The following is a 15251-nucleotide window of genomic DNA, read 5'->3' as shown; positions in this document are numbered from 1 at the left end:
TTACGCTTTCGCGAAAGCATAATTCTAACAATTATTTATCATCAATAATTTGAAATTATCCTCTTTTTTCAAACTTGCAAGCAACCCAATTATTACGCTCATAATTACTTACAAAGTAGAGGCCGTGCTCATTGCACTTTTCTGAAATTAACGGAATGTCTTCTGTGTAGAACCCACTTAATAAGAGTATTCCATCCTCAGAAAGACAACTCGCATACACGCCGATATCTTGTAAAAGAATGTTACGGTTTATGTTTGCGATAATGAATTCGTAATTTTTATCAGATAGCAAAGAGGCCTCGCCTTCGTAAGCGGTTATATGCTTACAGTTGTTGCGTTCTACATTTTCAATAGTATTAAGGTAACACCAATTATCAATGTCTATCGCGTCTATAGGTTGTGCACCTCTCATTTCGGCTAGGATAGCGAGTACTCCAGTACCACAGCCCATGTCAAGTGTTTTTTTACCAGCGACATCGAGTTTGAGTAAATGCTTAATCATCATGTGTGTAGTCTCATGGTGACCCGTGCCAAATGACATTTTTGGCTCAATCACAATGTCAAACTCAACATCAGTTTTCTCGTGAAAAGGTGCGCGTACGGCACATTTTCCGTCTACCTCAATAGGTTCAAAGTTTTTCTCCCATTCTTCATTCCAGTTTACTTGCTCAATTTCTTCGGCAGTGTAGGTGATGTTAAACTCATCAGATTTGAGAATCTGGATATCTGTAAGAAGTGCGGCAAAATCAACTTCACCACTAGGAAACGCTTCTTCTTTCTGGATATATGCAATCACACCATTTGTAGTTTCTGTAAAGCTTTCAAAACCAGCGTAGCCTAGCTCTGCGATGATAATTTCTGTAGCAGGGTCACGTGGCTCAATAGTAAAGGTATATCCTAAATAAATGGGTGTCATTCTTTTATAGTTTCTAAGTTATAAGATGCATTGGAATCAATAGTAAGTATTATAGATCCGTTATCTCCAGGCAAAAGTACGGTTTCTGTATTGATGAGAATCTCATCTTTTGCAGTAAAATCTACTGTAGTGTCCTCTATAAATTGCTGATTCTTAATCATGATTTTATGCGCGGCATTAATTTTAAAATCCCACCGAGCAAATCGCTGATTTTCAATCATCATATACGTATCAGACTGTAGCATGTCATGAGTCATCTTTACAGCTCTGCCTGTGTGTAATGATCCTGCACCCCATAATCCTTTGAGTGGAGCGTTTGCTTTTATGTGATCAATATTAGTTGCGCTTAATTTTATAATGCTGTTCACTTCATCTACTGAGAGTGATGGGTTAAGTGAAAACATAAGTCCTATAGTTCCAGTTACAAGTGGTGCGGCAGGAGATGTCGCCTGGAACGGATTATGAAATATTTCTCCATTCTCTTTATAATTATAGTATTGAAAAATATCATTTCCCGGTGCGACAATATCCACAGAGCTATCTAGATTATTTGTAGAACTAAGATATAAGGTATATTCATCATTCGGATCATTATTTTTAAAGCCACCTGTACGCGATAAGTGATATTGCTGCTTCTCTGCATAATACTTCCCGTTTTTCTCTTCAATGAGAAGTCCATCTGAGATTTCATCATTTTTGTGCTGCACACTTCCTACAGATATCACATGCTCATAAGCACCTGGATATCTTAGTTGTTCTCCGTTTGTAACACTATATGCCGCATTATGTGGTACAGAAACAATCACGGTACCAAGGTCGCGCATTTCATTAATGGCTTCCTGCGCAGTCTCATAATAGGTGCGTGATCCCCAGCTGCAATTAATCACTTTTGCGCCTGCTCTTGATAGTTCTAGTAGTTGCCCCAACTCTTTAAAGTTACCATAGGTGGTTGTGTATATGTTGCAGTCATAGCAAATTCCTGCCGCGCCATATCCATTATCTCCACGAGCTGCAGCTATTGCAGAGATTGTATATCCATGACCTTTGGATAGGCTGCTTTTTTTGAACATGGTAGTTTTGCCTGCAAACTCTGGATCTTCAGGGTCTATGTAGCCATCAGATATTCCAATAATTACTTCCGGAGAACCTGTGGTGTAGTACCAAGCTTGTGGTACACCAAGGAAATCATAATAGTCTAAAACCGCTTGCGCACCTAGGTTTTTACCAGTGATACTTGTAACGCCGTAATCATTAGGTTCATAAATTTGTAGCGATTCATTTGAGATACTCTCTGCAAACTCAAATAGATCTGGCGCTAGATTCATTAACTCTTCTTGGAACGTTTTACTCTCTGCAAGAACAAAGTATGTGCGTTTGAGTTTATCTCGTTGCGCGTACTTGAATTCTTTTCTAAATACTTTAACCTTGTGCTCAATAAACATTTTTTTGAGTCTTGTATCATTACCTAAGTAGGTTACAATAGAGTCCTTTGTACTTACAGGAATCTCTACGTTTTCAGATGTACTACGTATGTAAAAGCGGCCTTCTTGCGCTTGAAGCAGGCAAGAATAGAGTAGGAGAGATAAGATAATGAGTTTAGCCATTATTCTTGGTGTCAGATGGAGTAATAGTTTCTTTGAGAGCCTGTACGTCTTTGGTTAGTTGATCAATTTGTTTTTCTTTCTCAATGAGGTGTAAGGTAAGCTCTTCAATTTTTTTTAGAAGTAGTGCATTCATTGCGCCTAGTTCAATACCATTTTGTTCAACTTCTGTAGCAGACGGGATTTCGGGTAAATGCCCATTTTGTTGTATGTAGGTTTCAATTTCGCGTAAGCGTGATAAATCATACCCATCTTCAAATACCGTATCTGCCCAATATTTTATATCCACTTTTACTGACCTTGCATGTACCTGGCCATTTACCTCAAGCTTAACTTTTGGCTCTTTTTTACCTATTCCCATATTGCCATTAGTTGCGATATAAATGGACTTGGCTTCTTGTGCATTTTTGAGAAGTACGAGTGTGCCATCTTCTTGAGTGCTTGTGGTAACTGCTTGTTTTGAGGTGCAACTACAGATGGTGAGGAGCAGGACTAGCGATGTAAAAAAGAATTTCATGTGATAAAAGATTAAGCTCTAATGTACTAATACCAATTGATATAAAATAAAAATGCGCTTCCATCTCTGGAGGCGCATTGTCAATTCTTAAATTATTTGAGACTATGCAAACGCATTTACAATATCAAAAAAGTCATCTGCTTTAAGGGCAGCACCACCTATGAGGCCACCATCTACATCTGGTTTTCCAAAAATTTCTTTTGCATTAGCAGGTTTTACAGATCCTCCATAAAGGATTGATACGTTTTCAGCTACTTCATTGTTATACTTTTCGGCTACAGTTTTTCTTATAAAGGCGTGCATGTCTTGTGCTTGCTCTGGTGATGCCGTTTCTCCAGTACCTATTGCCCACACTGGCTCGTATGCAAGAACAATATTTGACCACGCGCTGGCATCTAAGTGAAATAATGCATTTTTGAGTTGGCTACCCACCACATCTTCTTCTTTTCCTGCTTTACGGTCTTCTAGTTCTTCACCAAAACAGAATATAATTCTCATATCGTTTTTAAGAGCGCTATCTACTTTTTGAGCAAGTAGCTCATCACTTTCGTGAAAATAAGCGCGGCGTTCACTATGTCCTAAAATCACAGTGTCTATACCAATTCCTTTAAGCATACCTGCCGAAATCTCTCCAGTAAAAGCTCCACTTTCTGCTTGATGCATGTTTTGCGCAGCAACAGTGATGTTTGAGTCAGAAAGACTATCAAAAGCACTGTATAGGTTTACAAATGTAGGAGCGATAATAACCTCTGCATTTCCTTCATTTTTCTTTTGTTTAAGTGCTGTGATTAAGGTTGCTGTGGCACCTAGGTCATTATTCATTTTCCAGTTTCCAGCGACGATATTTTTTCTCATTATAGTTCTTTTTGATCTCTTCATACAAAGAGATCTCGTTAGTAGTTAATTTCAGAAGCCTTAGTAATATAAACTAATGTATTATTACATGTGGTTTTAAAAAGGCGTAGGTGTTTTATTTTGTTGTGTTTCGCTTCCGCAAAAGCGAGTTCCTTAAAAACCAAATATACTAAGAGTAAGAGAGGTTTACTCTTGATTTAACCCAGTTTTCACGATTACGTTTTCGTAAGAACTATGTAACCTAGCGCAGCCTAATTTTTGGATCTAGCCAGCCGTAGACGAAATCTACAAGAATATTTATGATTACAAATAGCGTAGCGATAATAAGTACGGCACCCATGATAATAGGTAAATCCAGTGTGTTGAGTGCATCTACTATTTCTTTACCTAAGCCATTCCACCCGAAAATATATTCTACAAATACTGCACCCGCGAGCATGGATGCAAACCATCCAGACACGGCAGTAACTACAGGGTTTAATGCATTTTTAAGTGCGTGATTTTTTATAATCTGATAGGTGGTGAGACCTTTAGCTTTGGCAGTTCTTATGTATTCTTGATTGTAAACCTCAAGAAGCGAGTTGCGCATTAATTGAATTACAACGGCAAGCGGTCGTATACCTAAAACTAGTGCTGGTAAAACCAAGTTCTTCCATTGGATGTGCACATGCTCCCCAAAATCATCCATCTCATACAAGCTACCTGTCATATTGAGATTGGTATATTTATGAAGCGCATAGCCAAAGAGCCAAGCAAATAGAATAGCGCTAAAAAAACTAGGAACACTCATTCCTAGTGTACTTACAACCTGTATGGTTTTGTCAACCCATGTGTCCCGCATTTGCGCAGAAATAATACCTAAAAAAACACCAATACATATGGCAATCACAATAGCGCTTACGGCAAGAACAATAGTGTTAGGTAACGTTTCGGCAATAACCTCTGTGACGGGTTTGCCTGTCTTCTGAAAACTCTCTCTGAGGTATGGATATTTTATTGCTAGCGTCCTATTTCCAATCTCAAATAATGGAGTTGCGCTGTACTTGCCAGAAGCTAGCGACGTATAGTTTTGCTCATCATTAGCATGAAGAGAAAGTAAAGAAAGGTCGTTAATGTAGTATGCGTATTGCGTACTTATAGGCTTATCAAAACCATATTTTGCTCGCACCTTTGCTAGTTGTTCTGGATTTTCATTTTGGTCAAGCATCATACTCGCTGGATCTCCAGGCAGTACGGTAAATAAGAAAAAAATAACGGTTACTACTCCCCACAACGTGAGCAGCGCATAACCTAATTTATATAATAGGTATTTAATCAATTTGATGCCGCCTTTCCTTCGAGCATTTGCTGTTTTGCAGCAAGCGCTTCATCAAGAGTTATTTCTTTGTATTCAAAGTCTTGGCCAAAGAGGTCTTTACCATATTGCTCAATAGTTTGAGGAAATCCAGCTGCAGCACGTCTTTCATTTACATCTTGAGGATCTGCTATAGGCCATATAAAATCGGCCATGTTTGGGTATGTTGCTCCTTGAGTACCATAAATTTGAGGTTCGCCATTACCCATAAGTAAGCGGTCTTCCATCATTGCAACAAGTCTGTATGGTAATTCGCCATCTTGTCCAGCTTTTTTGATGGTCTCTATGTACATTGGTATTTTATCAGGATTATGCTGGATTACATACCAAGCAGCAGTATTTGTCGGTTCTCCCACGATGCTTTTGCCTGGATATCCTTTCGTTTTTAGGGTATATTCAATACGCTCAAGATTAATACTGTCCAGTAATTCTTGTTGCTTCCAGATAAAATTTTGAAATTCCTCTGGAGCTACGCCTAGCTTTTTAGCTTCGGTATTCTTTTCTTCCCCGTCTTGTAAGTACATCATCCGTCTGTACTTTTGATCAAGAATGGCGATACTATCTAGCTCATGTTTGAGGGTGAAATCAAGGTGAGGCTTACTGTTTTCTAGAGTTTGTAAGCGCAAGTCTTGGGCGTCATTATAGTGAAGCTTTTGTAAGATAGTTCCTTTATGAAGACTAACAATTCCAGGATTTGCACGTACAATAGTTTTTAAAACCGTTTCATCTGTAAAGTAAAACTTAAAAGGAAGTTTAAAGTCTTGCACAAACTCATCTGTTACATCTTGTGACGAGGAGCTTAGACCTATGACGTTATATCCTTTTCTAATTGCATCTTCTGTAATGGTTCTAATATTATAATAGCCTTCTCTCTCCGTATTAGTTAAGTTGTAAGCAACAATTACAACGAGATTTTCTTTCTCTAGAAATTCTGTAGTATAATTTTCTTCTCCTCGTTCTATTGTAAAATCGTGTACTGGTGGTTCATAACCTTCGGCTGTTTGTACGACCTCGTATGAGATAAACTCTCCATCTACTTGCGGGTAGCCACCTTCTGTGGTAATTACTTCTTCTTTGCCATCAATATTAAATGTCCATTGGTACTCAAACGTAGCTTCTCGTGCGCCTTCTGGAATTTTCATTCCTTCGGATATGTTTGAGCCTACTTTGTAAGCTCTAAAATCTAACCATGGTAGGTGCTCGAGTACGTGCATACCAAAGAACATACATGCTAAAAATGATACAAAGACAATAGAGGTGTTGATGAGTTTTCCAAAAAGAGGTAGGATATATTTCTGATTAAACATCAAGAAAAGGATAAGAACTAATAAAATCACATCCTTGGCAAAAGACTCCCACGGCACTAGCGGAATAGCATCACCAAAACATCCGCAATCTGTCACCTTATTAAAATAAGCGGAGTAGAAGGTGAGAAATGTAAAAAATGCAATCATTGCAAACAGTAGCCACAAGGTGATTTTTTTACGATACCCTACCAGCAAAGCAATTCCTAATAGCACTTCAACCACCACAAGTATGATGGCAATAAGCAGAGCGTAGGGTGATAAGAATTCAAGCCCTAAAACCTCTGGGCTAAAATATTCTTGAAGCTTATAAGAAAACCCTAGAGGGTCGTTAAGCTTTATAAATCCGCTAAAGATGAAAAGTGCTCCTACAATAAAGCGAGCTATGTGTGTAAGTAGTTTCATATATAATCCAGCAGCGCTGGAGGTGTATTAGTCACGTTTTTGCGAAAGCGTAACTTTTATTCATAAATACTAATTCTTATGCATCACCTAAGTGAATCATTGCAAAAACAGCATAATTAATCATGTCTTGGTAGTTTGCATCAATACCTTCAGAAACGAGCGTTTTTCCTTTATTATCTTCTATTTGCTTCACACGCAACAATTTCTGGAGAATCAAATCTGTAAGACTGCTCACTCGCATATCACGCCATGCTTCACCATAGTCGTGATTTTTATCCATCATTAACTGTTTTGTGAGTTTTATTTTCTCATCATAAGCATGCGTAGCCTCTTCAAGCTCCATGTCTGGTTGCTCTACCACGCCGCGCTCAAGATTTACTAGCGCCATGGCACAGTAATTAATGATACCTATAAATTCAGATTGCTGCCCTTCATCCACTTTTTGCACCTCGTTTTGCTGTAAACCGCGTATGCGTTGAGCTTTTATAAAAATTTGATCCGTGAGAGAAGGAAGTCTCAAAATGCGCCATGCACTCCCATAGTCTTTCATTTTTTTAATAAAAAGGTCTCTACATTGTGTGATTACCGCATCATATTGGGCAGAAGTGTCAGGCATGCTATGTTGTTTGATTTTTGGTAAATTTCGGTTAAAATCTTCAATATAAGAAATGAGTTCTTGCTTAGAAAGTAATGCTAGCTATTATCCTTTTGAAGCACAGCGTTTATGGTGTATTTTTGAAACAGTATCCCGCTTTCTGTTGCAATTCCTCGCGGCGGTTGCACCAGCCAGCTGTGGGATTTTCACTACAATCGGGGCTATGGAGTAGAGGTAGTTTGTGATTAAAAGTAGTTACTAAAGAAGTCAAACTATCACAGAATAAGAGCCAAAGATTTATAAATAATCATCTATGGAAATAAACTGTAAAGGAACGCTAATAGATCTCTCCAAGCCTAAGGTGATGGGAATACTAAACCTCACTCCAGATAGTTTTTATGATGGTGGTAGGTATAAAAATATGGAAGCTGCTATTGACCAAGTAAGAACAATGCTTGATGATGGCGCAACATTTATTGACGTAGGAGCTTACAGTTCGCGTCCAGGAGCTGTAGATATTTCAGTAGAGCAAGAGGAGTTGAGATTGATACCAGTGATAGAACAATTGGTGACTTTGTTTCCAGAGATTATAATCTCTGTAGACACTTTTCGCGCAAGCGTAGCAAGAAAAGCAATAGCAGCAGGAGCAGCTATGATTAATGATATAAGTGCAGGGCAGTTAGATCCAGAAATGATATCTACAGTAGGGGAGTTGGGTGTCCCGTATATAATGATGCATATGCGAGGTACTCCTCAGACTATGAAGGAACTTGCGGTCTATGAGAATATAACAAAAGAGGTGCTGCATTACTTTAGCGAGCGAGTGGCTGTCGCAAGGTCTCATAAAATAAATGATGTGATAGTAGATCCAGGCTTTGGATTTGCAAAAACAGCTAATCATAGTTTTGAGTTACTTAATAAGTTGGCAATTTTTCAACAGTTAGACTTACCTATACTAGCAGGTGTTTCTCGTAAATCTATGATTTATAAGACCCTCGAGACATCACCAGATAAGGCACTTAATGGGACCACGGTATTAAATACAATCGCGATAAATCAAGGCGCACATATATTAAGAGTTCATGACGTAAAGGAAGCTATGGAAGTGGTAACTCTTTACGAGGCGTGCTTGGTATAGTTTAAGCTTCATAGTGAACTTATATTGCTAATACTAGATGGTTTTTTTATTATAAATTCACTCAAGAAAACGGGTCTTCGTTAACAGGATTTTAGCAAAAAAACGGTATTTTTCACTCCTTAAATAATACTATAATGAGAATCCTACGTGTAGCTTTAATTCTAATAGCTTTTTCTTTTATAAATACCTCGCTTTTTGCGCAGAGTGCCGCTGGTGGATCTACGTTTGAAGACGCAGTTCCTTTTTGTACTAACGATCCAGTATTCTCCACTCCTTTTGAAGCTTGTTTTGCAGGAAGTACAGATTCAAGCTGTAGTAATGTCGCGGAAGCTGGACCAGATTATGGTTGTCTAGGAAGTCAGCCATCACCTACGTGGTATTTCTTGCAAATAGAACAAGATGGAGATATAGATTTTCAAATTACTCAAAACACAGCTATTGATGATGATGGTACACCTACAGGGACTGGTCTTGATGTAGACTATATTATCTGGGGACCATTTTCTGATATCGATGTTTTTGATCAATTAACTGCAGAAAATATTGAGAGTTGTAGTTTTTCCTCAGCAGCTGTAGAGTTCCCAACTATTACTGGAGCTCAAGAAGGAGATTTTTATGTGTTTATGGTCACTAATTTCTCAAACGTAGCAGCTGAGATTTTTATAGAACAAATAAGCGACCCTGCAAGTGCTGGAAGTGGAGCTACAGATTGCTCAATCGTTAGTGCTTCTATAGGAAGAGACCAAGATGTTTGTGAGGGAACCACAGTGACCTTAGATGCTACCAGTGCAGATGCAGTAAGCTACTTATGGACTGTAGATACTGGTGCAGGATTTATGCCTGTTCTAGATGGTTCAGGAAATCAAGTGACAACAGCAACGCTTGACGTTACAACTACAGGTGAGTATCAAGTAACAATAACCAATGTTGATGGTGATGATGGAGCCGATGAAGCGGTGATCACGTTTTTAGAATTGCCAAACCCTAACACTACCCCAGATGCTCTAGAAGTGTGTGATACAATAACTGATATTGATGCAGATGGAGACGGCGTTATTGACGCTGGTTCTGGTTCAAATATAGATGGTTTTGAAGTGTTTGATTTAACACCCGCAATTACTCAGATAGCAAACGGAGAACAAGTGGATGTTATTGTCTACACAGATCTTACTATTGCAGAATCAAATCCAGATGACACATCTCAAGCAATTCCAGATGTGACTGCTTTTATTAATACTGTTTTAGGAACTCAAACACTATATGCAAGAGTAGAGCGTAATGTGCCAGGGAATAGTGATATAGATAGCGATGGAAATTTGTGTTATGTGGTTGTGCCATTTGAAGTAATTGTAAATGCATTACCTGTTTTAACGCAGCAAGACCCTTTTCAATATACCATTTGTGAAGCGCGCGATACTACAGATACGATGGCAAGTGTAAATCTTGATAACCTAGCAGATAAGGTTGGGTTGCTTGTTGCACCACAAATAAAAAATGATTTTATAATAACCTATCATGAGCTAGAGCCACAAGCCGCAGCAAATACTGATGCGCTCAGCACGCCTTACGAAGTTACTGACGGTCAAGAATTATTTGTGCGTATAGAAAATGTACAGACGGGATGTTTAAATTTTACAAGCATCGTTTTTACAGTAGGAACACTTCCAGATGCATTTACAGCGCCAAATTTAGTGCAGTGTGTAGATAATTTAGGTGTGAATAGTATTCCAGATCAGAGTGTTTCCACTTTTGATCTCACGCAACAAAATGAAACTATTACAGGTAACATAGCAGCTAATACTGTAAACTACTACACGAGTGAAGATGACGCGGAGAATATGGTAAATGTTATTGCTACGCCTAGTGCCTTTGTAAATACTGAGAATCCACAAACTATTTTTGCCCGTTCTGTGAATGCAGCTCGCACTTGTCAAAGTGATGACATAATTGAGTTTGAGTTGTTTGCGCAACCATTGCCTTACACCAATCTTACAGACGAAGGAGGACCTTTTTGTGTAGATGAGATAACAGGAGAATCGCTTGATTCATTTGTCATTGATGGAACTGTAGAGAGCCCGCAACCGGGTGCTAATTATACATATGCGTGGCGACTTGATGGAAATCCAAATCCAGTGTCGTCCGTTTCTGTCGTAAACGTAGATGCTCCTGGAAGTTATGAGCTAACTATTACTGCAGAATATGGAGGAGGGATTCTCTGTGATTATGTTGCAGAGGCTGTTTACATTGCAGAAAGTGCTCCTGTTTTTGAAGCAACTGTTGTAGAGTCTTCTTTTAACACAGGTGGTTTATATACCGTAGAGATAAGTAATATAACTGGCGCAAATCCTGACTCAGAATATGTATTTGCCGTAGATGATGGTCCTTTTTTCAACAGTACTATATTAACAAACGTACGACCAGGGACACATACTATTTTTGGAAAACTTGCAAGTGGTAATTGTAGTGTGTCAGAGGTAGAAATAGATATTATAGATTACCCAAGATTCTTTACCCCTAATGCAGATGGCTTCCATGATACGTGGAATATTATAGGGCTAGGAGTAGCACCAAACTTAAACGCAAAGATTTTCATCTTTGATAGATACGGTAAACTCTTAAAGCAAATCAGCCCAGTGGGCGCTGGATGGGACGGTACTTTTAATGGACAGCCTATGCCGTCAAGTGATTATTGGTTCCGAGTAGAGTTTACAGAAGTAGATGAGGAAGGGACACAGAGAACGGTTAATGGTCACTTTACATTGAAGCGATAAGAAATACATAAAACCAATTATTAAAAGCTCTCAGTATCTAATACTGAGAGCTTTTTTAGTTATGATATGAGGTGTAAATTATAATCTAGTTGAGGAGTAGTCTGATTGTTGTAACACAGTTTTGGCAATGTGCAATGAAAGTTAGCAGCGATTAATTTCTTGCGTGAGGGATAGTAGTGGTTACCCTGCAGTGTTGTGGAGCGATAGCGTAGCATCACGAAGCGTATGAACGTATAGCCCGGTCTCTATACTTGAAGAATGAAATGATGAAAGAATAGGGGCACGCCCTAGTAGAAAGAAAGAGACTATCTAAAAAGTTCCCAATCTAGTTTTACAGAAAATACGTTAGAATATATAGCAGCGCTCTGATCACCTATGTCTGTGAGTGCATAATCTACGTGAATGCCTTTGTACTTAAAACCTACGCCTATATTAGGCTGGAAGCCCACCGTAGTACTATTATCTAGTGCTGTGAGTTCCTGAAAATTACCTACACCCGCTCGCACATACACCAGCTCTGCATAACCAAATTCAAGGCCTAGGGCAGGAGTAGCACTTACAGACGAGCTAGAGATGATATCATTAGTTTGAGTAAATCTAAAATTCATATCCAGTTCTGCTCTTAAGGAGTAGTCATAATGAAAAATCCACTGTCTTCCCATACCTATTTGAAGTTTTGGGATGGTAATTTCTGTTTTTTCTGGAAGTTCTTGATTTTGCCCTTCTACGGCATCGCTTATGGTAGCAAACTGCTCTTCATCTATGCTCCATGCATTTACGGTAGTGGTAATATCACGCGCCATAAGTCCAAAATCCCAGTCGCCTCTCTTAAATTGTAATCCTACATCAAGGCCAAAACCCCAACTATTTGCAAAGTCGCCTATCACACGACGTACCACCTTTGCATTTACCCCTAGATTTAAACCATCTAGCGGTAGCGCACGTGCATAAGAAACTGTAAAGGCATAGTCTGCTGTAGAGAATAAGCTTATACGATTGTAATCTATATTACCTTGATCATCTATGAGCTGTGTGGTGTTTAAAATATCGTCTACCCCAAACCTTATGATAGAAATACCTACGGCACTTTTATCATCTAGCGGTTTTGCAAAGCCTATGTAGTCGTAGTTTGCAATATTTGCAAAGTAAGAAGCGTGCATTAATGAGATCTGGTTATCTTCTAGATTCACTAGTCCTGCAGGATTCCAGTAGCCCGCATTTACATCGCTTGTACTTGCCACAACCGCATTACTCATACCAAGAGCGGCAGCGTCTACACCAATATTCAAAAACTCATTTGAGTAAGAACGTACCGCTTGAGAAGCAGCAGTCATTGTAATAAGTATAGATAGTATGGTAAGCGATTTTTTCAATAGCAGGATTTGTGAGACAAATATCTCACTTTTAGTACACATTGTAAACAATAAAACCGTCTAGATATTGCCTGTAGCCACATTAGTATAGATATCTTCCCTATTTTTACCGAAAATTATAAAATGTCTATAAAGAGTTACGTACCTAATGCCATCACAATGGGCAACCTTTTAAGCGGTTGTGTCGCAGTCGTATTTGCTGTAAATGACAGGCTTGAACTTGCTGCAATATTTGTAGCTCTTGGGATTTTCTTTGATTTTTTTGACGGATTTTTTGCGCGTATTCTTAATGCCTCTAGTGAGGTAGGATTGCAACTAGACTCACTGGCAGATATGGTGACTAGTGGTGTAGTGCCTGGTGTCGTAATGTATCAACTGCTAGAAGATGCTAGCGGCATCCCTTGGGGAGCGGCACTTGAAGAGCAGCACTTTCACTTAGGGTATATAGGCTTTGCAATAACGATGGCTTCGGCATATAGGCTAGCAAAATTTAATGTAGATGATCGCCAGACTAATTCTTTTATAGGACTTCCTACGCCTGCAAATACCTTATTTATACTAAGCTTGCCGCTCATATTAATGTTTGAAGAGTACGCTTTCGCGAAAGCGTTATTAGAAAACCCATATATCCTTATAGTACTTACTGTATTAAGTTGTTTTATGCTCAATGCAGAACTTCCATTATTTGCGTTGAAGTTTAAAAACTGGTCTTTTGGCCAAAATAAAGTGCGCTACTTATTCTTACTAGCAAGTGTATTATTACTGGTGTTCTTTCAATTTTTAGGAGTTCCTCTTATTATTATCTTATACATTCTTCTTTCCTTAGTTTTTAGGGAGCAATCATAGGTCTAGCTTATTTCAAGCTATTATCTTTGTGAAAAATTTGAACACAATGGATAATCAAGAAATAAGAAATCTCGAGCCAAAAGCACTCTGGAATAAATTTGCCGATCTTAATGCCGTACCACGACCTTCTAAAAAGGAGGAGCGTGTGATTGCGTTTATGAAAGATTTTGGGACTAAGCTTGGTCTAGAAACGATAGAGGATGAAGTAGGGAATGTGATCATAAGAAAACCAGCTACTGCAGGTCACGAGGATAAAAAGATGATTGTGATGCAGTCACACCTTGATATGGTGCATCAAAAAAATAATGATACCGAGTTTGATTTTGATAATCAAGGTATTGAGATGTATGTAGATGGTGACTGGGTACGTGCAAAAGGCACTACATTAGGAGCAGATAATGGTCTTGGCGTGGCGACCATAATGGCTGTGCTTGAAAGTACTACCATAGAGCACCCTGCTATAGAGGCACTTTTTACAATAGATGAAGAGACTGGGATGACAGGAGCAATGGGTCTTAAAGGAGGGATTCTTAAAGGCGATATCTTACTTAACCTTGATACAGAAGAAGACGATGAGATAGGTGTAGGTTGTGCGGGTGGTGTAGATATCACGGCTACACGTGCCTATACAGAAGAGGGACTGGATGACGGCCTTGTAGGTTATGAAGTAAAAGTGGCAGGTCTTAATGGAGGTCACTCTGGGATGGATATTATAAAAGGCCTAGGTAACGCAAATAAGATGATGAACCGTCTCTTATACAATGCTGCAGAAAATTTTGAAATACGTATATCTAGTATAGATGGCGGTAGTTTACGTAACGCGATACCAAGAGAAAGCGTAGCTATCATAGCTGTAGATGAAAATCAGAAAGCTGCTTTTGAAGCAGATTTTACAGATATGGCGGCAGCAATACACGGTGAATATGCTTCACTAGAAAAAGAGCTAGAGCTTTCTATCAAGCAAATAGATCTCGATGATAATGTGATGAGTCTTGAGTCACAAGCACAGTTCCTTAAAGCTATCTACGCGGCACATAATGGTGTGTACAGAATGAGTCCAGATATAGCAGACCTAGTAGAGACATCAAATAACATAGCAAGAGTTATAGTAAAAGATGGAAGTATAAAAATAGGATGTCTTACTCGCTCATCTGTAGATAGCTCTAAAGATGATCTAGCAAACACACTTACAGCTACTTTTGAGCTTGCAGGTTTTGACGTAGCACTTTCTGGAGATTATCCAGGATGGGCGCCTAATATGGATAGTGCCATTTTGAAAGTGCTTGAAGCAAAGTATAAAGAAATAAATAATGAAGCTCCACACGTAGCTGCTTGTCACGCAGGATTAGAGTGTGGTATTTTAGGTCAAAACTATCCTGAGATGGATATGATATCCTTTGGGCCTACTATAAAAGGAGCGCACTCTCCAGATGAGAGAGCAAGTATCTCAAGTGCTCAGAAGTACTGGGATTTTGTTATTGAGATCTTAAAGGATATACCAGTGGCTTAATTCTTAGTCTCTTTTTCAAATTATTAGATAAAAAAAAGCTAGCCATCGTGAGATGGCTAGCTTTTT

12 protein-coding genes are annotated in these 15251 nt (G+C 38.8%); 4 read left to right on the top strand and 8 right to left on the bottom strand.

All coding sequences use genetic code 11. The features are described from left to right. Nucleotides 1-55: 55 nt before the first annotated feature. The 7 genes from prmA to SJY23_RS00430 form a co-directional block, all read right to left on the bottom strand. A complete protein-coding gene (prmA, locus tag SJY23_RS00460; protein ID WP_396597042.1) occupies nt 56-916 on the bottom strand; it encodes a 50S ribosomal protein L11 methyltransferase in 861 nt (286 codons plus the stop codon). Further along, complete coding sequence (locus tag SJY23_RS00455) at nt 913-2520, bottom strand: S8 family peptidase (RefSeq protein WP_396597041.1); 1608 nt, start codon at nt 2518-2520, stop codon at nt 913-915. Before SJY23_RS00455 ends, prmA begins: the two co-directional genes overlap by 4 nt. After that, complete coding sequence (locus SJY23_RS00450; RefSeq protein WP_396597040.1) at nt 2513-3034, bottom strand: hypothetical protein; 522 nt, start codon at nt 3032-3034, stop codon at nt 2513-2515. Before SJY23_RS00450 ends, SJY23_RS00455 begins: the two co-directional genes overlap by 8 nt. 102 nt (nt 3035-3136) lie before the next feature. Then, a complete protein-coding gene (tpiA, locus tag SJY23_RS00445; protein WP_396597039.1) occupies nt 3137-3889 on the bottom strand; it encodes a triose-phosphate isomerase in 753 nt (250 codons plus the stop codon). A gap of 241 nt (nt 3890-4130) precedes the next feature. Further along, a complete protein-coding gene (locus tag SJY23_RS00440; RefSeq protein WP_035336262.1) occupies nt 4131-5207 on the bottom strand; it encodes an ABC transporter permease in 1077 nt (358 codons plus the stop codon). Continuing rightward, nucleotides 5204-6952: a BT_3928 family protein gene (locus tag SJY23_RS00435; RefSeq protein WP_396597038.1), complete on the bottom strand. Its 1749-nt coding sequence runs from the start codon at nt 6950-6952 to the stop codon at nt 5204-5206. The genes SJY23_RS00440 and SJY23_RS00435 overlap by 4 nt, the downstream gene beginning before the upstream one ends. Before the next feature lie 76 nt (nt 6953-7028). After that, a complete protein-coding gene (locus tag SJY23_RS00430; protein ID WP_298328103.1) occupies nt 7029-7568 on the bottom strand; it encodes a DUF1599 domain-containing protein in 540 nt (179 codons plus the stop codon). Between the two features lie 292 nt (nt 7569-7860). Between SJY23_RS00430 and folP the strand changes: the two genes are divergently transcribed. Both folP and SJY23_RS00420 read left to right on the top strand, forming a co-directional pair. Next, nucleotides 7861-8685: a dihydropteroate synthase gene (gene folP, locus SJY23_RS00425; RefSeq protein ID WP_396597037.1), complete on the top strand. Its 825-nt coding sequence runs from the start codon at nt 7861-7863 to the stop codon at nt 8683-8685. A 134-nt stretch (nt 8686-8819) separates the two neighbouring features. Then, entirely contained in the window at nt 8820-11456 is a 2637-nt protein-coding gene (locus SJY23_RS00420) for a T9SS type B sorting domain-containing protein (RefSeq protein WP_396597036.1), read from the top strand. A 305-nt stretch (nt 11457-11761) separates the two neighbouring features. On the opposite strand, the gene SJY23_RS00415 is transcribed toward SJY23_RS00420, so the two are convergent. Continuing rightward, the gene (locus tag SJY23_RS00415; RefSeq protein WP_380034419.1) at nt 11762-12829 is read right to left on the bottom strand and encodes a PorV/PorQ family protein; all 1068 of its coding nucleotides are present in this window, start codon (nt 12827-12829) and stop codon (nt 11762-11764) included. A gap of 123 nt (nt 12830-12952) precedes the next feature. Between SJY23_RS00415 and SJY23_RS00410 the strand changes: the two genes are divergently transcribed. Next, the gene (locus SJY23_RS00410) at nt 12953-13675 is read left to right on the top strand and encodes a CDP-alcohol phosphatidyltransferase family protein (RefSeq protein ID WP_396597035.1); all 723 of its coding nucleotides are present in this window, start codon (nt 12953-12955) and stop codon (nt 13673-13675) included. Between the two features lie 46 nt (nt 13676-13721). Continuing rightward, complete coding sequence (locus SJY23_RS00405; RefSeq protein WP_396597034.1) at nt 13722-15185, top strand: aminoacyl-histidine dipeptidase; 1464 nt, start codon at nt 13722-13724, stop codon at nt 15183-15185. The last annotated feature ends 66 nt before the right edge of the window (nt 15186-15251 follow it).

Source organism: Dokdonia sp. R86516 (assembly GCF_044596715.1).
In the GTDB taxonomy this organism is placed as follows: Bacteria; Bacteroidota; Bacteroidia; order Flavobacteriales; family Flavobacteriaceae; genus Dokdonia.
This window is presented reverse-complemented; position numbering and strand designations above follow the sequence as displayed.

Bases quoted from the DNA above. Each gene is read 5' to 3' on its own strand.
- SJY23_RS00435 (WP_396597038.1), bottom strand. From the start codon at position 6,952: ATGAAACTACTTACACACATAGCTCGCTTTATTGTAGGAGCACTTTTC.
- tpiA (WP_396597039.1), bottom strand. From the start codon at position 3,889: ATGAGAAAAAATATCGTCGCTGGAAACTGGAAAATGAATAATGACCTA.
- SJY23_RS00455 (WP_396597041.1), bottom strand. From the start codon at position 2,520: ATGGCTAAACTCATTATCTTATCTCTCCTACTCTATTCTTGCCTGCTT.
- SJY23_RS00405 (WP_396597034.1), top strand. From the start codon at position 13,722: ATGGATAATCAAGAAATAAGAAATCTCGAGCCAAAAGCACTCTGGAAT.
- SJY23_RS00430 (WP_298328103.1), bottom strand. From the start codon at position 7,568: ATGCCTGACACTTCTGCCCAATATGATGCGGTAATCACACAATGTAGA.
- prmA (WP_396597042.1), bottom strand. From the start codon at position 916: ATGACACCCATTTATTTAGGATATACCTTTACTATTGAGCCACGTGAC.
- SJY23_RS00410 (WP_396597035.1), top strand. From the start codon at position 12,953: ATGTCTATAAAGAGTTACGTACCTAATGCCATCACAATGGGCAACCTT.
- SJY23_RS00450 (WP_396597040.1), bottom strand. From the start codon at position 3,034: ATGAAATTCTTTTTTACATCGCTAGTCCTGCTCCTCACCATCTGTAGT.
- SJY23_RS00420 (WP_396597036.1), top strand. From the start codon at position 8,820: ATGAGAATCCTACGTGTAGCTTTAATTCTAATAGCTTTTTCTTTTATA.
- folP (WP_396597037.1), top strand. From the start codon at position 7,861: ATGGAAATAAACTGTAAAGGAACGCTAATAGATCTCTCCAAGCCTAAG.